This window comes from Alcanivorax sp., assembly GCF_002733835.1.
GTDB lineage: Bacteria > Pseudomonadota > Gammaproteobacteria > Pseudomonadales > Alcanivoracaceae > Alcanivorax.
Genome location: NZ_NVWY01000004.1, coordinates 124,717 through 141,729 on the forward strand (window position 1 = coordinate 124,717; position 17,013 = coordinate 141,729).

The following is a 17,013-nucleotide window of genomic DNA, read 5'->3' on the forward strand; positions in this document are numbered from 1 at the left end:
CATCTTACTGGGCATCTTACTGGGCATTGTAGAAGGGATTGCAGGCCGGTTCGAGCGGGGTCAGCAGCGGGCTTACCTGCCGGCTGAAGACCTCGGTAGACGCATCATTACCGCTACGCCGGCGCAAGCGACTCACCAATCGGCTTAATTGGCCGTCTACTTCCACGTCCACCATCACCTGGAAATATTCACTGCTAACGCCCAGAAGGTCGCTAACTGCCTGCTTTTCGTCGGCGTCAAGGGCGCTCAAAGGAGCAAGCTGCATCAGATCACTCACGGTTGTAATCGGCTCTTCTTGGCGGGCTTTGACAATGGCTTCTACTGCGCCGGTACCCGCTATTGCGCCCAGCACCGCATCCAGCACCTGGGGCGGCGCCGTATTCACATTCAATGTAGTTCCCAGCGGTAGCGCCGTAAACAGCCCCCAGACCATGCTGTCCTGGGGTTGATTGGCCACCTGGAAGCTGAGCAAGGCACGCATTTCCGATTCATGGGCCGCCGGCATGTTCGGAGTCCGGCGGTTACGGTAATCCGCGTCTTCCGCCCCTTCGACCCCATCCACAATATTGTTGGAATCCAGCCAATCCGCCATTTCGTTGGCCAGTCGTGACGCGTCTGTTTCCTGGGGGAAAGTCAGTTCGATGAGCCGGGTAAGCCGGTCAATCGCCTCTGGATCGCGAACAAAGGCATCGCCTTGAGCCGTAATCAACCAATTGAGATTAAAACGCCCCTGTAGATCCTGGACGCTGGCGCTGAGCATGGCGTCTTCATAGGGGGTGGGCGGTAATTGTACTGCCCACTGCTCTTCCACGCAGTCATCAACCAGCGCGTTATTGTTCTGGTCATCCTGCAGGTCATCGATCAGCCCCTGCTGGGCCACCACTTCCGCCGCCATGGCATATTGGTACCGCTTGTCCCATTGCAGCAGGTTGTCCGCCCGAGTAAGAAAACGATCCTGGCGAAACAGTACCTCCACGGTAATGGTGGTCAACAGGGCCAGCAGTAAAAGCACGATCACCAGCGCCATTCCTCGCTGCTGATGCACGACGCCATTACGCCTGCGCAGTATCAACTCCATGGGTTCACCACGGTCCGGTAGAAACGGTGCACGATGTCACCGTTTTCCAGCTCGATTTCCAGCTCGATACTCTTTGGCAGACGCTGCTGCCAGACTGGAACGGCCGCCATGGCCACATCCGGCCACAGCTCCAGCCACTGCCACTCCCCCTGGGGAGTCAAATCAAGGTAGCGGACAGTAAAGCGCTCCACGTGATCCAGCAGCACATCTTCCTGATACTCAGTGGCCACATTGGTGTCGAGCACCGGCCAGTAACGGCGGAACAAGGTGCCATCTTCAAGGGTATAGACCACCCGCTGCATCTCACTGCGTTTACGCAGACCAAAAGGGTTGGACCAGCCCAGGCGGGTGAATTCCACATAATTATCACGGCCCAGAATGGCCGGTTGCGGGTCGCCGTAGGGATCGCGGACCGGACGACTGATCAGTTGCTCGAAATCCAGGGTAAGAAAGGTGACAGCGCGCTGGGTGCCCTCCATTTCATCGGCACTGTCTTTCAGTTGTTCACGGCCCTGCAGGGCGCTGCCGAGAAAACTGGCCACCCAGACATAGATGAACGCGAAGATGGCGATGGTGATGACCATCTCCAGCAGGGTAAACCCCCGCTGCGCCAGGCGCCTGGAAGAATACGGATGGAGAACTTCCATCATCCGGACGCCGGTTTGCCAATCAGGCTGGCCAGGTGATAAGCCAGTTGCCCCTCATCATCGCCCTGCATCATGCCCACCTCGATATCCACACGCCGGGTGTCCGGGTAAGGGCCCTCACTGACACGGGTATTGATCCACCATTCACGCCCGTTGCGGGTCACCGTGGAATCCGATTCGCCAGTAGAAGGCCATTGCTGATACACCTGCATTTCCACCAGCTTGTCGGAGGCCACCAGAAAACCCAGGTGGGTTTCATTAATGTTGCTATACGCCCGGGCAGTGGAGCCCATGGTCTGACCAAGCACCACCATGACCAGCGCCAGAATGGAGACAGCAATCAGCACTTCCACCAGAGTAAAGCCACCCTGCCGCTTCATTCCTGCACGTCCTCTATCATTCTTGAACGCTGCTCCAGCCACTCCTGTTTGTCCTGCTGGTCGTCATCGTCCTGCTCACGGTCCGGATCGGTAATCTGCCCGAGAGCCGAAATTTGCCAGCGCTGCACCTGGTCGAGATCATCCTGGCTCTGCATGGCGAGGGTCACAGGAGACACTTCGCCGCTGGGGAAAAAGAAAATCTGCGGAAACGCCTTTTCGTCTTCTCCCTCTTCCCCGGACTCGTTGTTGCTGTCCCGCTGGCGCGCCTCTGCCTCGCCACCCTCGCCCACGGTGTCTTCACCTAAATCCAGCGAGGTGTCTTTCTTGACCAGGGTCTCGGCAACCTGACTGAGGCTCGCCTGTTCTTCATCAGCCAGTTCATCCAGCTGCCACACCAACTCCAGGGCAGGAGGAATCTGGCGGGGCTTGAGTGCAGTGTCCTCGATGGGCAGAAAATCAGCAGCGGCGATGTCGTAGGCCAGGGGCTCCCAGCCATCATGGCGCAGACGCAGCGCCAGCAGCTGCCCCGAGAACAGGCTGCGCTCGTTAAGCAGTGACAGGGTATCCTTCAGGCGGGCAGACTCCTGCTCCAGCTGCCGGTCGTCGGAAGCCCAGTTCCCCTGGCTAACCACCACGGCGCTCAGCAACGCAATCAGCCCCACCACCACCATGATTTCCAGCAGGGTAAAGCCGGATTGCAGCGTGCGGGGCAAGCGCATGTTACTGAACGTCGCGCCAATTGATGTCCGCGTCGGAGCCTTCACCGCCCTCAACACCATCGGCGCCCATGGACAGCAGATCGAACGGCCCTTCAACCCCGGGGCTGATGTAAACGTAGTCGTTATTCCAGGCATCCAGGGGGACTTTCGGCAAGTAGCCACCATCCGGCCATTTGCGGGCTGAATTAGGGCGTTCCACCAGGCCGTTGAGGCCTTCTTCACTGGTGGGGTAGCTACCATTGTTGAACTTGTAGAGGTCCAGCTGCTGGACGATCTTGCCCATATTGGCTTTGGTCAGATCTACCTTGGCGGTTTCACCCTGCCCGATCACGTTGGGCACAATCACCGCAGCCAACAGACCAATAATGGCCACCACCACCATAATTTCCAGCAGGGTAAACCCCGACATGGCACGCTTTGCTTTCATTCTTTCACCTTAACCGGCTAGTAAGTTATTCATTTGCATGATCGGCAGCATGACCGACAGGACAATCATTACAACCACCCCCGCCATCACCAGCAACATGATCGGGCCGAGCAGCCCCACCATGGTATTGATCGTGCTACTCAGTTCCCGTTCCTGATAATCCGCAGCCCGGGTCAACATATTGTCCAGTTCACCGCTGGCCTCACCGCTGGCAATCATCTGCACCAGCATGGGCGGAAAATAACCGCTGGCATCCAGGGCACGACTGAGGCTGCCGCCCTCGCGAACCTTGGCGGCGGCGTTTTTGACCGCATTACGAACCGCGAGATTACCCACCACCTGGGCGGCGATAAACAGGGCATCCACCAGCGGTACACCGGAGCGACCAAGAATGCCCAGGGTGCTGGCCAGCCGGGCACTGTCGCCAGCACGCAGCATGGTGCCCACCAAAGGCATATTCACCAGCCGTTGATGCACCCGTAACCGAAAGCGTGGATCACGCATGGCACGCATGAAGATCACCACACCGACCACGATCAGTAACACCACCAGCCAGCCCCAACCACGGGCAAAGTCGCTCATGGCCATGACAATACGGGTCAGCAGCGGCAGCGCCTGGTCCCGCCCTTCAAAAACAGCCACCAGCTTGGGCACCACGAAGGTCATCATCAGCATGATGACGATGGAGGCAAACACCATGATAAAGGCGGGATAAATCATCGCCTGAGCCACGGAACGCCCCGTGTCATGCCGGGTTTCCAGGTAATCGGCGAGCTGCTCCAGCACCTGCTCCAGGTGACCACTCTGCTCACCGGCGGCCACCGTGGCACGGTACATTTCCGGAAAAGCGCGGGGAAAGGATTCGAAACTGCGGGCCAGGCTGTAGCCCTCGCGGACCTTGGCACGCACCGCCAGCATAATCCGCTCAATGCGGTCATTGGCAGCCTGCTTGGAAACCGCTGACAAGGCTTGCTCCACCGGCAGGCCGGATTTCAGCAGTGTGGCCAGCTGGCGGGTAATCAGCGCCTGTTCGGCACCATTGATCTTGCCGGAGCCGGCAAAACGGCCCATCCCCTGGCTGTTGGTATCGCTGGCCTCGTTAACCTCCAGGGGAACCCAGCCCTTGTCACGGAGTTGCTGGCGAACCTGGCGGGCACTGTCGGCTTCCAGTGTACCTTTGTTGATTTTGCCCCTGTGATCCAGGGATCGGTATTCGAATGCTGGCATGCGGCTGCTGTCCCGTTAGTCCTCGCGGGTCACCCGCAGGACCTCTTCTACACTGGTATGTCCGCCGAGCACCTTGCGCCAGCCATCCTCACGAATGCCGCTGGTCAGTGTCCGGGCATGGCGGTTGAGTTCCAGCTCGCCGGCGCGGTCGTGGATCAACTGGCGCAGGGTGTCATCCACCAGCACCAGTTCGTAAATCCCGGTACGGCCCCGGTATCCCTGATTATTACAGGCTTCACAGCCATTAGGGTGATACAGCGTACAACTTTCATTGGCCGGCAGGCCCAGCATTTCCAACTCGCTGGCACTGGCCTGGTACGGGGTTTTGCAATCATCACAGAGGACTCGCACCAGCCGCTGGGCCAACGAGCCCAGTAGGGAGCTGGAGAGCAGAAACGGCTCAATCCCCATATCCTGCAAACGAGTGACCGCCCCCACCGCCGTATTGGTGTGCAGGGTAGACAGAACAAGGTGACCGGTGAGGGAGGCCTGCACCGCAATTTCAGCGGTTTCCAGATCCCGGATTTCACCCACCATGACCACATCCGGATCCTGGCGCAGAATGGCGCGCAGGCCGCGGGCAAAGGTCATGTCGACCTTGGTGTTGACCTGAGTCTGGCCGATGCCTTCAAGCTGATACTCAATGGGGTCTTCCACCGTGAGAATATTGCGTGAGCTGTCGTTGAGTTCGGTCAGCGAGGCATAAAGCGTGGTGGTTTTACCGGAGCCAGTCGGGCCGGTGACCAGAATAATGCCATGGGGCTTGTGGATGAGCTCGCGCATGTGGGCATCACAGGTGTCCCCCATGCCCAGGTGGGACACCTGAAGGCGTCCGGCCTGCTTGTCCAGCAGCCGCAGCACCACCCGCTCACCATTACTGGCGGGCATGGTGGATACCCGTACGTCCACGTCCCGGCCGCCAATGCGCAGGGAAATCCGGCCATCCTGGGGAATCCGCTTTTCGGCGATATCCATTCGCGCCATCACCTTGATCCGCGACACCAGCAACGGCGCCAACTCCCGTTTCGGGGTCAGCACTTCGCGGAGCACACCATCCACCCGCATGCGCACCACCAGGCGGCGCTCGAAGGTTTCCACATGGATATCCGACGCATCTTCGCGAATGGCTTCCTGCAGCAAGGCATTAATCAGCCGGATGATGGGAGCATCATCTTCCTGCTCCAGCAAATCCGAGGTTTCTGGCAAGGAGTCCGCCAGGCTGGCCAGGTCGAGCCCTTCCAGATCATCCGCCGCTTCCGCCGCCGCGCCGCGTTGCTGTTCATAGGTGATCGCCATGGCTGCGGTGAAGGCGGTGTCATCCATGGGCACCAGCCGGGGCAGACGACCGATATGGCGCTGCACTTCCCCCAGGGCGGCCACGGAAACATCCTGCCGGTGGCACAGCTCTTTGTGACCATCACGCTCACGCAACAGGACACCATAGCGCCGCGCGAAGCCGTAAGGCAGCAGCGACGGAGGAAGCTCCATATTGTCTGGCATCTCCAGGTGCTCAGTCATAGCTCAATACTTGTCCATTAGGTTCTCGACCACATCACGGGTGACCGCATTCAACGTCAGGAACTGAAAGCCCACCTGATACTCGCCCGGAGCATCCAGGGTTTCAGCCCAGACCACCCGGGCGTCGAAACTGACCGTATTCACACCCGCTATCTGGTCTGGGAGCACCATGCCCAACTGCAATTGTTCGCCATGCGGCAGTTCCCGGCGGGAAAACAGCTTGAAGCCATCCACGCTCAGGTTCATCAACCGCCCCACGTTACCACCGGTGCTGCGATCAAACACTACCATCTCGCGGAACAGTTTCTTGCGCGGATTGCGGCGGTGGTCGCGGGCGCTGTCCTTAACATCGTTTTCGTCATCGGCAGGACGCAGTACCACCACCACGCCGGTGACGTTCCCCGTATCATCGGTAATGGCATTGGCACGCACCGACAAGGCCAACAATCCGTCCTCGTCTGCGGTGTACAAACTGTGCTCGTTTTTCCAGCTTTCGCCCTGCAGGCAGGCATCTCGCAACGGGGAGTCGTCCCAGCTCCAGCGCAACTTGCCGGCATCGTCATTGAACAACAGCTCCGCGATATCGTTGCCAACCAGGGCATCACGGTTCTGTCGCAGCAGGGCACAAGCCGCCTCATTGCAAAAGGTGACCTTGCCCTCGGCATTGGCTCCGATAAGCGCTTCACCCAGAGCGTGAAGCAAGCGTTCGTTCTCGTCCTTGAGCCGCTTCATCTGCACCACGGCCTGCTGCAACTTGCGCCGCTGGCGATCCAGTTCCAGGAAAACACTGACCTTGGCTTCCAGTATTTTCTGGTCGATGGGTTTGAACAAATAATCCACAGCGCCACATTCGTAGCCCTTGAAGACATATTTCTGCTCTTTGGAGATCGCCGTAACGAAAATGATCGGAATGTGGCGGGTCTTCTTGTTCTTGCGCATGAGTTCGGCCACTTCGAACCCATCCATCTCCGGCATCTGCACATCAAGCAGTACCAGCGCGAAATCGTGCTTCAGGGCGAGGGACAAGGCCTCATTGCCCGACTGGGCCATGACCAGATTACGGCCATCAGCATCCAGAATCGCTTCCAGCGCGATCAGGTTTTCCCTGTGATCATCCACAACCAAAATGTTCTGTTTCATAGGCTTACTACCCTGCAACCTGTTCCGCCAAAAAGGGCCCGATTGCCTCAAGATCGAGTACCCTGGAAATCGCACCTGTTGTTATTGCCGCTTCCGGCATTGTGGGTGCTTCCGAGCTCACCGGTGACTGGGCGATGGTGACTCCGCCTCTACGGTGTATATATTCCATGCCTGCGGCGCCGTCTTCATTGGCCCCCGTGAGGATCACGCCCAACAAGTGGCGGCCATAAACCGCGCCGGCAGAGTAAAACAATTCGTCTATGGCCGGCCGGGAAAAGAGTACAGGCCTTCCTGTAGAGAAAGCCAGTGTCTGATCCTCTTCGACCAACATATGGTAGCCCGGCGGCGCCACATAAACATGCCCGCCGAGGATGGGCTCCTTGTCTTCCGGGGCGATTACTGGCAATGCACAGTAGCGGGCCAACAGCCATGGCATGCGGTTGTCCGCACTGGCATGCTGGTGCTGGACCAACATGATCGGCAACGGAAAATCCTCAGGAAGCGCGGACAGAATGCGCGTATAGGCATTCAGCCCACCCCAAGACGCGCCCATCACGATTGCCCTGACTGCTCCCTTGCAAGTGCTCACGATGAGTGGCCGCTGCCCTCCTCACCCCGGGTCTTGCCTGCTTCATAGGCGGCCCGATGTGCCTGTGCTTCTTTGAGTTTGGCTTGCAGTTCACGGCGCTGCTTGTCCAGCCCCAGAAAAAAATCCACCTTGCTCTTGAGGATCAACGGATCCAGGGGCTTGAACAGATAATCCACGGCCCCGGCCTGATACCCTTTAAAAACGTACTTCTTTTCCTTGCTAATCGCCGTCACGAAGATAATGGGGATGGTCTGGGTGTCCTTGCGCTGGCGCATCAGCTCGGCCACTTCAAAACCGTCCATGCCCGGCATCTGCACGTCCAGCAGCACCAGGGAAATATCTTCCTTAAGCAGAATTTTCAGCGCCTCCTGCCCGGAGTGCGCTTTCAGGAGGGTTCGCCCCTCCCCTTCGAGGACTGCCTCAAGCGACACCAGGTTGGCCGGCTGATCATCCACCAATAGCAGTTTCTGCTCAATCATCGGTTGTCTCTAGTCATGCGTGGTGTGGAAACTGCCGTTTGCGAAAAATGCGCAACGGCTTGTTGATAACATCGAACGTGTCTTCCTGGCCGCTGAACCGCAGGCTTTCCTTGGTTCCCAGGCACAGGTAGCCGCCCATATCCAGGCTCTCACTAAACAGCCTGATCACCCTCTCCTGCAGAGGCCGGTCAAAGTAGATCAAAACATTTCGGCACAGGATAACGTGCATTTCACCAAAAACCTGATCCGTTGCCAGATCATGATCGGCAAAAACGATATTGCGTTTCAGCCGCTGCTCCATGATTACGCTGTCATAACGCGCAGTGAAATAATCAGACAGGGAATGCTTGCCACCGGCACGCCGGTAGTTGTCACCATACTGTTTGACCGCCTCAATGGAGTAAATGCCCTTTTTGGCCGACGCCAACACATTCTTGTCGATATCCGTGGCGTAAATCATGGCCCGGTCGTAGAGCCCTTCCTCCTCCAGCAATATCGCCATGGAATAGATCTCTTCGCCGGTTGAACAGCCTGCGTGCCAGATCTTGATAAAAGGAAAGGTCTTGAGAACCGGCACCACGTCTTCACGAAAGGCGCGGTAAAAATCCGGGTCCCGGTACATCTCTGTCACGTTCACGGTCAGGTCGTTAAGCAGCGTGACGAAGAAGGGCCGGTCGCGCAGAACCTTGTCGGTCATTTCCATGATCGACGCAAAGCCTGACATGGTCAGGCGATGCATGATCCGCCGACGCATGGAAGCGCGGCTATAGGACCGGAAGTCGTAGCCGTACATCTGGTAAATCGCCTCCAGTAACAGGCGAATTTCGATGTCCTCGACACTAACTTCGTCATCGTCGATCGGGTATGTTTCAGCCATAACGCTATTCCGCCACGGTTCCTGTCTTCATAAAGTGACTGCGGGCACGTTTTGCGCCCACTACTTGTGCAGCCAGACCCGTAGCAACGAGGTAAGCTTCGCCATATCAATGGGCTTGGAGCAGTAATCATTGGCCCCGGCTTCAATGCATTTGGCGCGGTCATCCTTCATGGCCTTGGCCGTCAACGCCAACATCGGCAGCTTGCTGAAACGAGCCTGTTCACGAATCCGCCCCATGGCTTCATAGCCATCCATTTCCGGCATCATGATATCCATTAACACAATGTCGATGGAGGGATTTTCATCCAGCGATTCCAGCGCCTCGCGGCCATTATTGGCGATACTGATGGCAAAACCCAACTCTTCCAGCTGCGCCGACAGCGCGTAGATATTACGCATGTCGTCATCCACCAGCAGCAATTGCTTGCCTTCGAAAATGTCATCGCGATGCTCGATGGATTCCGCAGTCAGGCGGCGATTGGCCGGCAAGGTGGATTCCAGCCAGTGCAGGAACAGGGACGCTTCGTTGAGCAGTCGCTCGTGGGAGCGTTCCGTCTTGAGAATGATACGGTCCGCATACTTGCGCAGTTTCGCCTCTTCTTCGCGGGTCATGTCCTTGCCGGTATAAACCACCACGGGAACACTGTCGTAGTCGTCACTGGCATGGAGCTTTTCCAGCAGCTCGAAACCGCTCATGTCCGGTAGTGTCAAATCCAGAATCATGCAGTCGAACACGGTATTCTGCAGGGCATCCAGTGCTTGCTGGCCGCTAGTTGCAGCGGTGATTTCAACCCCTTTCTGGTCGAACAGCTCACGGATACTTTCGTGCTGGATTTCACTGTCTTCCACCACCAGAAGGCGGCGCACATTGGTTTCGATAGCGCCTTCAATTTTGGCGAAAGCAGAGAGAATGTCGTCCTGATTGGCTGGCTTGGTCATGAAATCCAGCGCCCCCAGTTCCAGCGCCTTCTTGCGCTCATCACGCCCGGACAGGAAGTGCACCGGGATGTCCTTGGTGCGCGGGTCCGCCTTGAGCTTTTCCATGACTTCCCAGCCATCGATACCCGGCAGGCCAATGTCCAGAATAATCGCGCTGGGCCGGTAATGGCTGGCATATTCCAGCCCATCCTCACCGTCGTGACAGATATGGCCTTCCAGGCCGTAGTCCGATGCCAGCTCGACCAGAACCCGGGCAAACTCTTTGTCGTCTTCGACAATCAGCACGGTTTTTTCCCGGACCACGAAATCGTCGCCATTGGTATCCAGCGGTGTCATCGACGCGGTATGGGCTTCCGCGTTGCTGCCGATGTCTTCGTCGGCATGACCGGCTGCGGCATTATTGATTTCAAGCGCATCGGCGCTGCCAACGGGCAAATAGAGCATAAAGGTAGCGCCCTGCCCTTCACCGTCGCTATGCAGGCCGATTTCCCCGCCCAACAAACGCGCCAGCTCACGGGAAATGGTCAGGCCCAGGCCAGTGCCGCCATATTTACGGCTGGTGGTGCCATCGGCTTGCTGGAAGGCCTCGAAAATCAACTTCTGTTTTTCATCCGCAATTCCGGTGCCGGTATCGATCACCGCAAACTTCAGCGTCTGCCCCGGTACCAGGTGGCGCGAAGGCAACGCTTCGGAAGCATCCGGTTGCGTGATACTCAGCGTTACCGATCCTTGCTCGGTGAATTTCAGTGCATTGGAAAGCAAATTCTTGATGATTTGCTCAAGACGCTGACGGTCTGTGTAGAAGTGCTCAGGCAACGTATCACCAAGCTCGACCTTGAAATCCAGATTGCGGCTCTCGGCAACGTGGGCGAAATTCCGGCGGAAGTGCTCCACGATTTCCGGTGGCGACAGGTCGTCAATGATGACATCCATCTTGCCTTCCTCGATCTTGGAAATATCGAGGATGTCATTGATCAGGCTAAGCAGGTCCGAGCCCGCAGAATGGATAACCTGGGCGTGCTCTACCTGCTTTTCCTCCAGGTTGCCGCGTTTATTCTGCCCCAGGGCATTGGACAGGATCAGAATCGAGTTGAGCGGTGTGCGCAGCTCGTGGCTCATGGTCGACAGAAATTCGGATTTATAACGGGAAGACATCTCCAGCTCGCGAATCTTGTCTTCCAGTTCATGGCGCAGCAGCTCAAGCTCGTCATTCTTCTGCGCCATTTCTGATTTCTGCTCCGTCAGCATCCGCGCCTGAGCCTCAAGCTCTTCATTGGTAACGCGCAGCTCTTCCTGCTGGGCCTGCAGGCTTTCTTCAGATGCCCGCAACGCCTGGGTTTGTGATTCCAGCTCTTCGTTGATGGCTTTCAGCTCTTCCTGCTGCTGCTGCAGGCGAGATTCGGAGGCAGACAGTTCCATGGCCTGCTCTTCCAGGTCTTCATTGGCCTGGGCCATTTCCGTTTTTTGCCGCTCCAGAGCATCAGCCTGGGACTGTGTCTGCTCCAGCATGAGCGCGAGACGAAAACGGCTTTGCGCACTGTGCAAGGACACGGAAATGACGGCCACGCACTGCTCCATAAAGGCCAGGTCATCATTGCTGAAGTCCCGGAACGCGCCGATTTCGAGCACGCCTTTCACTTCGTCCTCGTGGACAATAGGCATCACCATCACATTGCGCGGCTGGCCGGTACCGGTGCCGGACGCAATGCTGATGTAATCATCCGGCACCTGCTCCAGCAGAATGCTCTTGCGCTCCAGTGCGCACTGCCCCACCAGGGACTCCCCCAGACGAAATTCATTGGCCAGATGTTTACGCCGCTGCATGGCGTAGGAACTGCTCAGGGTGAGCAACTGCGTGTCCGGATCATAGCTGTAAAATGCACCCACCTGCGCCTCAACCACCGGCACCAGGAAACTCAGCATGTTATTGCCAAGCTGTTCGAATCCCATCTCCCCGCGCATGCGGTTATTCAGCTCAGCCAGATGGTTCTTCACCGTTTCCTGGCGACGATCTTCGGTATGGCGCGCCACCAAAGCATCGCGCATTTTACGGATAGCGTGTAGCAAGTGGCCGGTTTCATCCCGGCCGCCTTTCTCGATACGGGTATCCCACTTGCCATTGGCAATGTTGTCTGCCGCATCAACCGCGCCTTCCAGCGGCAGGGTAATGGCCCGGGTCACGCGCAAGGCGATGAGTGCCAACAAGGTGAACGCCACCAACCCGAGGAAGAGCCCGATTTTCTGGGTACCCAGATTATCTGAACGGCTCTTGTTCAGGGTGTCACGAAACGCTTCGTAACGCTGTTGCTCAAACGCTTTCTGGTTACCTTCGTAGGTATCCTGCAGGGCTCTGACATGCCCTATACGCTGGTAAAGATCATCCGACGAACCGTTATTGGTAATCAGGCTGCGGGCCAGCGCCGTCGCTTCGTCGATATAGGCGGTAAAATTGCGCCGCAATTCTTCCACACCAGCGGAAAGCGTTGGATCGGTGCGTCGAATGTCACCCAGCCGCTGCTCGAAGGCCGCCGCCCTGGACTGAGCTTCTTCCAACAGGTCCGGGTCCGCCTGGGTTATGGCCGCGATGTAGGACTCGCTAATAGCGATAAAATCCACATTATTCGCATTGATCAACTCAAGAACCGGGAAGTCCTGGCTTTCAATCCGCTTGAGATGATCGATATTGGTTTCGGCGATGTAGAAGCTGTAGGCCGCGTAGACCACAAACAGCACAATCCCCAGCCCGGCTACAGACAAGATCTTCAGCCGCACGGACAGGTTCTGGAACCAGTTCATTGAGATAGCCCTCATGCCTTTTCCGGCTTGTTGTTATCCAGGCCCCTTTGCAGGGCTAAGACTAAAGTGTGAGGCTACCAGAAACTGACAGAAAGCGGCAATAAATCACATGAATAGCGCAGGCTAGAAAGCTGATTTTTCAGGGATAAAACAGGCCAAACCGACAAAGAAAGCGCAATAAAATGCACTGGTAAGCGCGCAAAGCTGATGCCGGGCGGTGCCTTAAATCTAGCCACCCGGCAGACGAGCACAATGGGTCAACAGGCTGAATGCCGGCGCGGTGTAATAAGAGAAGAGGAGCAAGAGAAGTTGGTGCGGGTAGCCGGACTTGAACCGGCATGACCTAATGGTCGACAGATTTTAAGTCTGTTGTGTCTACCAATTTCACCATACCCGCAGGAAGATCATCGTGCGCGTTAAGCGTGAAATAAAAACAGGGACAGGTTAAGCGACTGTTTCTATTTATCTTTCTGTTGAAATGACGACTCAAGCTGTGCCTGTCACTTCATCGCCCGTGTGGGTCGGTAATTGGAGGCGCGGGTCGGAATCGAACCGGCGTTAACGGAGTTGCAGTCCGCTGCATGACCACTCTGCCACCGCGCCATTTAACTGTTTCACCAAGAAAAAACCTCGGCATAACCGAGGCTTTCAGAATCTTGGAGCGGGAAACGAGATTCGAACTCGCGACCCCAACCTTGGCAAGGTTGTGCTCTACCAGCTGAGCTATTCCCGCTTTTTTCCGCAGCGAAGACACGCTTCGTTGCGGGAAAGAATTCTACTCATCACCCCTCGGGTGTCAACCCGGCATCGGGTGTTTTTTCTGACTTTTCAGGACTTTGACTGACTTTTGAGCAATTGCGGCGCCGCAGCACGAAGATACGAGCCCATGGACCACAGGGTGAATGCCGTGGCCAGGTACAGCAACCCATAACTGAGCCACAACCACGGATTCATGATGATGTCACCACCCGCAGTAAAGTCTGGTTTTTGCGCCAGCAGCAAGGTAATGGCTGTCATCTGGGTCACTGTCTTGATTTTGCCCAGCTGGCTCACCGCCACTTTTGCCCGCTGCCCAAGTTCAGCCATCCATTCGCGCAGTGCCGAAACCGTAATTTCCCGGGATACGATCACCATGGCCGGCACTGCCAGCCAGGCGGTGGCGTGAATCTGCACCAGCATCACCAGCGCCACGCCCACAATCAGCTTGTCTGCCACCGGATCCAGAAAGGCACCAAAGGGACTGGTCTGATTAAGCTTGCGAGCCAGATAGCCATCCAGCCAATCGGTGACGCCCGCCGCCAGGAACAGCAACGCCGCGCAAACATCACTCCAGTGAAATGGCAGGTAGAAAACCAGCACCAGCACGGGAATTGCCAGCACCCGAATCAGGGTGAGGATGTTCGGCAAATTCAGGATGGGGTGCACTTTCTGCATAGGGAGGAACTACCGGCCATGAAAATAAGCCACCAGTATAGCGGAAAGCCGGCTATGACTCATTTCCGATTTTCAGATCAAAAACTGAACATGCTATTGATGAAACCAGTCGTACAGTGTCTGCGCCATCTGGGCATTGATTCCCGGCACCCGGGCCAGCTCGCTGGCGGATGCATTGCGCATCTGCTTCAGACCGCCAAAATGGGTCAACAGCGCCTTGCGCCGCTTGGGCCCGATACCGGGAATTTCATCCAGCGTGGACTGCTTGCGTGCCTTGCCACGGCGGGCACGGTGTCCGGTCAGGGCAAACCGGTGCGCTTCATCGCGGACCTGCTGCAAAAGATGCAGTGCGGAATCCGCCGGGCCAGGGACCATTTCCTTCCCACAGGGTAGATAAAGCGCTTCGAATCCAGGCCGTCGGCTGGGGCCCTTGCCAATCCCCATTACCCGCACCCGGGTTTCCAGCTCCAGCTCCTGAATAACCTTCCAGCCTCGCTGCATTTGCCCCTTGCCGCCGTCGATAAGCAGAAGATCCGGCAACCGGCCCTGCTCTTTCAGCACGCGCTGATAGCGGCGCCGAATCGCTTCTTCCAGGGCTTCGTAATCATCCCCGCCAGCCGCCGGGTTCACATTAAAGTGGCGATACTCCTGCTTGCGCGCCCCTTGCTGGTCAAACACCACGCAGGACGCCACGGCTTTCTCGCCTTGTGTATGGCTAATATCGAAACACTCAATACGCCGCACCGGATCGCTGCTTTCCAGCAGCGTTTCCAGGGCCAGAAAGCGAGCCTCCATGTGTTCGCGTGCCGCCAGTTCGGCCGCCATGGACTGCTGGGCGTTGGTTTGCGCCATGGTGATCCAGGCGGCACGATCACTGCGCACCCGCCAAGCCAGCCGGACTTTCTTGCCCCACTGGCTTTCCAGTGCCTGCTGCAACGCTTCAGCGCCCGCAATATCCATACTCAGCAGGATTTCCTGCGGCTTGACCGGGTCTTCCCTGTCGCCCAAATAATATTGCGAGAGAAAGGCTTCAAGAATTTCGCTGCTATCTTCCTCTCCCCGGGTATCCGGACGAAAGGTTCGGTGGCCCAGGATGCGGCCATCACGAATCATCAGCACTTCGATCACGGCCAGGCCATGGCGGGTTTCAATCGCAACCACATCCAGATCACCCTGCCCGGTTTCCGCGTACTGCTTTTGCTGCACGGACTGAATGGCGGCCAATTGGTCCCGCAGGATCGCGGCTTTCTCGAACTCCAGCGCCAGGGATGCCGCCTCCATATCGGCACTGAGCTGCTCCACCACTTCCCGACTGCGTCCATCCAGGAAATCCGCCGCCATTTTTACCTGGCGCGCATAATCGGCTTCACTCACCAGCCCTACGCACGGTGCCGTGCAACGATTGATCTGGTGCTGGAGGCAGGGACGGGTGCGGTTACGGAAATAGCTGTCGCTACAATTGCGGACCTGGAACACTTTCTCGATCAACGACAGGGCTTCACGTACCGCCCCGCCACTGGGATAGGGGCCAAAGTACTGGCTGCCAGCCCGGCGTGTACCGCGATGAAAGGTGACGCGGGGAAAACGGTCGGCGCTGGTGATACGGATATACGGGTAGGATTTGTCGTCGCGCAGAAGAATGTTGTAAGGAGGTTTCAACTCCTTGATCAGCGACTGCTCCAGCAGCAGCGCTTCCGCCTCACTGCCGGTCACCGTTGTCTGGATATCACGAATTCGCCCGACCAGTGCCCGGGTTTTCGCACTGGATACATTCTTCTGGAAGTAGCTGTTCAGGCGCGCCTGAAGATTACGCGCCTTGCCCACATACAAAACACCCCCGTCCCCGTCCAGCATACGGTAAACGCCGGGCTTTCGGGCACAGTGAGTGAGGAAATGTTTGGCATCGAAATCAGACAAGGGGGACATCTCAAAACAGGTTGGCAAACAGAAAGTGTATCAGCCCTGCCCTGATGATTTCCCCCTGTAGCGAAGCGGCAATCAGGGGGCTGTGTTTTCTACCGCATCGAGCATGCCGTGACGCACGGCCAGCAACGCCATTTCCACATCGCTGGTCACACCCAGCTTGTCGAAAATACGGTACCGGTAGGTGTTCACGGTTTTCGGTGACAGGCAAAGTTTGTCGGCCACATCCTGCACTTTGTGGCAATTCACGATCATCATCATGATCTGCAGTTCGCGCTCGGAGAGCATATCCAGCTGCGACCCCTCATCACCGGTATAGGGCTTGAGCGCCATGGCCTGAGCGATTTCCGGGCTGATATAACGCTGGCCGGTAGCCACCACCTTGATGGCACGCACCATTTCTTCCAGGTCGGCACCCTTGGTCATGTAACCGGCGGCACCGGCTTTCATCAGGCGGGAGGGAAACGGTTCTTCTTCGCACATTGTGACAGCGATAACGCGGACACCTTCGTCAACGCGTAACAGTTTGCGGGTGGCCTCAAGCCCTCCGATCCCTGGCATTTTCAGGTCCATCAGCACCACTTCCGGTGCCAGCTCTCTGGCCATTTGCACGGCGAGCTCACCTGAATTTGCCTCACCGACGACCCGCAGGCCATCCACTTCGTCCAGCATACGAGCAATGCCGGTACGGACCAGATCATGGTCGTCCACTACCAATACTTTGATCATTACTGCATCCCCCGGGTAGTTCCTTTACCCGTCAATGTTCTTTTTTCTGATGATTTGTAGACACAAGAATACCGTTTGTCCACAGGCGTGCATAGGGCGCTGTTAACAAAC

The 17,013-nt window shown here is 57.1% G+C and carries 15 protein-coding genes and 3 tRNA genes; all 18 read right to left on the reverse strand.

What is annotated here, in order from left to right; all coding sequences use genetic code 11:
* Nucleotides 1-16 precede the first annotated feature (16 nt).
* On the reverse strand, nucleotides 17-1,078 hold the full coding sequence (gspK, locus tag COA55_RS03780) for a type II secretion system minor pseudopilin GspK (protein ID WP_290500709.1): 1,062 nt from the start codon (nucleotides 1,076-1,078) through the stop codon (nucleotides 17-19).
* Entirely contained in the window at nucleotides 1,069-1,728 is a 660-nt protein-coding gene (gene gspJ / locus COA55_RS03785) for a type II secretion system minor pseudopilin GspJ (RefSeq protein ID WP_290500710.1), read from the reverse strand. The genes gspK and gspJ overlap by 10 nt, the downstream gene beginning before the upstream one ends.
* On the reverse strand, nucleotides 1,725-2,105 hold the full coding sequence (gene gspI, locus COA55_RS03790; RefSeq protein WP_290500711.1) for a type II secretion system minor pseudopilin GspI: 381 nt from the start codon (nucleotides 2,103-2,105) through the stop codon (nucleotides 1,725-1,727). The genes gspJ and gspI overlap by 4 nt, the downstream gene beginning before the upstream one ends.
* A complete protein-coding gene (gene gspH, locus COA55_RS03795) occupies nucleotides 2,102-2,824 on the reverse strand; it encodes a type II secretion system minor pseudopilin GspH (RefSeq protein ID WP_290500712.1) in 723 nt (240 codons plus the stop codon). The genes gspI and gspH overlap by 4 nt, the downstream gene beginning before the upstream one ends.
* A 1-nt stretch (nucleotide 2,825) precedes the next feature.
* Complete coding sequence (gspG, locus tag COA55_RS03800) at nucleotides 2,826-3,251, reverse strand: type II secretion system major pseudopilin GspG (protein WP_063521411.1); 426 nt, start codon at nucleotides 3,249-3,251, stop codon at nucleotides 2,826-2,828.
* Between the two features lie 9 nt (nucleotides 3,252-3,260).
* Nucleotides 3,261-4,478 carry a type II secretion system inner membrane protein GspF gene (gene gspF / locus COA55_RS03805; RefSeq protein WP_063538996.1) on the reverse strand — a complete coding sequence of 406 codons (1,218 nt, stop codon included), beginning with the start codon at nucleotides 4,476-4,478 and terminating at the stop codon, nucleotides 3,261-3,263.
* A gap of 15 nt (nucleotides 4,479-4,493) precedes the next feature.
* Nucleotides 4,494-5,966, reverse strand: a complete 1,473-nt coding sequence (gene gspE / locus COA55_RS03810) for a type II secretion system ATPase GspE (RefSeq protein ID WP_363969496.1) — start codon at nucleotides 5,964-5,966, stop codon at nucleotides 4,494-4,496.
* A 33-nt stretch (nucleotides 5,967-5,999) separates the two neighbouring features.
* Nucleotides 6,000-7,136, reverse strand: a complete 1,137-nt coding sequence (locus COA55_RS03815; RefSeq protein ID WP_290500713.1) for a response regulator — start codon at nucleotides 7,134-7,136, stop codon at nucleotides 6,000-6,002.
* A gap of 7 nt (nucleotides 7,137-7,143) precedes the next feature.
* A complete protein-coding gene (locus COA55_RS03820; protein WP_290500746.1) occupies nucleotides 7,144-7,689 on the reverse strand; it encodes a chemotaxis protein CheB in 546 nt (181 codons plus the stop codon).
* A 32-nt stretch (nucleotides 7,690-7,721) separates the two neighbouring features.
* Complete coding sequence (locus tag COA55_RS03825) at nucleotides 7,722-8,204, reverse strand: response regulator (RefSeq protein ID WP_063520038.1); 483 nt, start codon at nucleotides 8,202-8,204, stop codon at nucleotides 7,722-7,724.
* Nucleotides 8,205-8,217: 13 nt separating this feature from the next.
* Nucleotides 8,218-9,081, reverse strand: a complete 864-nt coding sequence (locus COA55_RS03830; RefSeq protein WP_063520039.1) for a protein-glutamate O-methyltransferase CheR — start codon at nucleotides 9,079-9,081, stop codon at nucleotides 8,218-8,220.
* Between the two features lie 60 nt (nucleotides 9,082-9,141).
* Nucleotides 9,142-12,831, reverse strand: coding sequence for a response regulator (locus COA55_RS03835; RefSeq protein WP_290500714.1), 3,690 nt, complete (start codon nucleotides 12,829-12,831; stop codon nucleotides 9,142-9,144).
* 295 nt (nucleotides 12,832-13,126) lie between these two features.
* Nucleotides 13,127-13,213: transfer RNA gene (locus COA55_RS03840), tRNA-Leu, on the reverse strand.
* A gap of 132 nt (nucleotides 13,214-13,345) precedes the next feature.
* Nucleotides 13,346-13,419, reverse strand: a tRNA-Cys gene (locus COA55_RS03845).
* A gap of 54 nt (nucleotides 13,420-13,473) precedes the next feature.
* A tRNA-Gly gene (locus COA55_RS03850) sits at nucleotides 13,474-13,549 on the reverse strand.
* Nucleotides 13,550-13,644: 95 nt separating this feature from the next.
* Nucleotides 13,645-14,250: a CDP-diacylglycerol--glycerol-3-phosphate 3-phosphatidyltransferase gene (gene pgsA / locus COA55_RS03855; RefSeq protein ID WP_290500715.1), complete on the reverse strand. Its 606-nt coding sequence runs from the start codon at nucleotides 14,248-14,250 to the stop codon at nucleotides 13,645-13,647.
* 93 nt (nucleotides 14,251-14,343) lie between these two features.
* Nucleotides 14,344-16,176: an excinuclease ABC subunit UvrC gene (uvrC, locus tag COA55_RS03860; RefSeq protein WP_290500716.1), complete on the reverse strand. Its 1,833-nt coding sequence runs from the start codon at nucleotides 16,174-16,176 to the stop codon at nucleotides 14,344-14,346.
* A gap of 72 nt (nucleotides 16,177-16,248) precedes the next feature.
* Nucleotides 16,249-16,902 carry a UvrY/SirA/GacA family response regulator transcription factor gene (gene uvrY, locus COA55_RS03865; RefSeq protein ID WP_063520781.1) on the reverse strand — a complete coding sequence of 218 codons (654 nt, stop codon included), beginning with the start codon at nucleotides 16,900-16,902 and terminating at the stop codon, nucleotides 16,249-16,251.
* Nucleotides 16,903-17,013: the final 111 nt, after the last annotated feature.

Excerpts from the sequence above, each read along its gene's own strand:
- gspF (WP_063538996.1), bottom strand. The coding sequence starts at position 4,478 with ATGCCAGCATTCGAATACCGATCCCTGGATCACAGGGGCAAAATCAAC.
- uvrC (WP_290500716.1), bottom strand. The coding sequence starts at position 16,176 with ATGTCCCCCTTGTCTGATTTCGATGCCAAACATTTCCTCACTCACTGT.
- gspH (WP_290500712.1), bottom strand. The coding sequence starts at position 2,824 with ATGCGCTTGCCCCGCACGCTGCAATCCGGCTTTACCCTGCTGGAAATC.
- gspE (WP_363969496.1), bottom strand. The coding sequence starts at position 5,966 with ATGGAGCTTCCTCCGTCGCTGCTGCCTTACGGCTTCGCGCGGCGCTAT.
- gspK (WP_290500709.1), bottom strand. The coding sequence starts at position 1,078 with ATGGAGTTGATACTGCGCAGGCGTAATGGCGTCGTGCATCAGCAGCGA.
- gspI (WP_290500711.1), bottom strand. The coding sequence starts at position 2,105 with ATGAAGCGGCAGGGTGGCTTTACTCTGGTGGAAGTGCTGATTGCTGTC.
- pgsA (WP_290500715.1), bottom strand. The coding sequence starts at position 14,250 with ATGCAGAAAGTGCACCCCATCCTGAATTTGCCGAACATCCTCACCCTG.
- COA55_RS03815 (WP_290500713.1), bottom strand. The coding sequence starts at position 7,136 with ATGAAACAGAACATTTTGGTTGTGGATGATCACAGGGAAAACCTGATC.
- COA55_RS03830 (WP_063520039.1), bottom strand. The coding sequence starts at position 9,081 with ATGGCTGAAACATACCCGATCGACGATGACGAAGTTAGTGTCGAGGAC.
- gspJ (WP_290500710.1), bottom strand. The coding sequence starts at position 1,728 with ATGATGGAAGTTCTCCATCCGTATTCTTCCAGGCGCCTGGCGCAGCGG.
- COA55_RS03825 (WP_063520038.1), bottom strand. The coding sequence starts at position 8,204 with ATGATTGAGCAGAAACTGCTATTGGTGGATGATCAGCCGGCCAACCTG.
- gspG (WP_063521411.1), bottom strand. The coding sequence starts at position 3,251 with ATGAAAGCAAAGCGTGCCATGTCGGGGTTTACCCTGCTGGAAATTATG.
- COA55_RS03820 (WP_290500746.1), bottom strand. The coding sequence starts at position 7,689 with ATGGGCGCGTCTTGGGGTGGGCTGAATGCCTATACGCGCATTCTGTCC.
- uvrY (WP_063520781.1), bottom strand. The coding sequence starts at position 16,902 with ATGATCAAAGTATTGGTAGTGGACGACCATGATCTGGTCCGTACCGGC.
- COA55_RS03835 (WP_290500714.1), bottom strand. The coding sequence starts at position 12,831 with ATGAGGGCTATCTCAATGAACTGGTTCCAGAACCTGTCCGTGCGGCTG.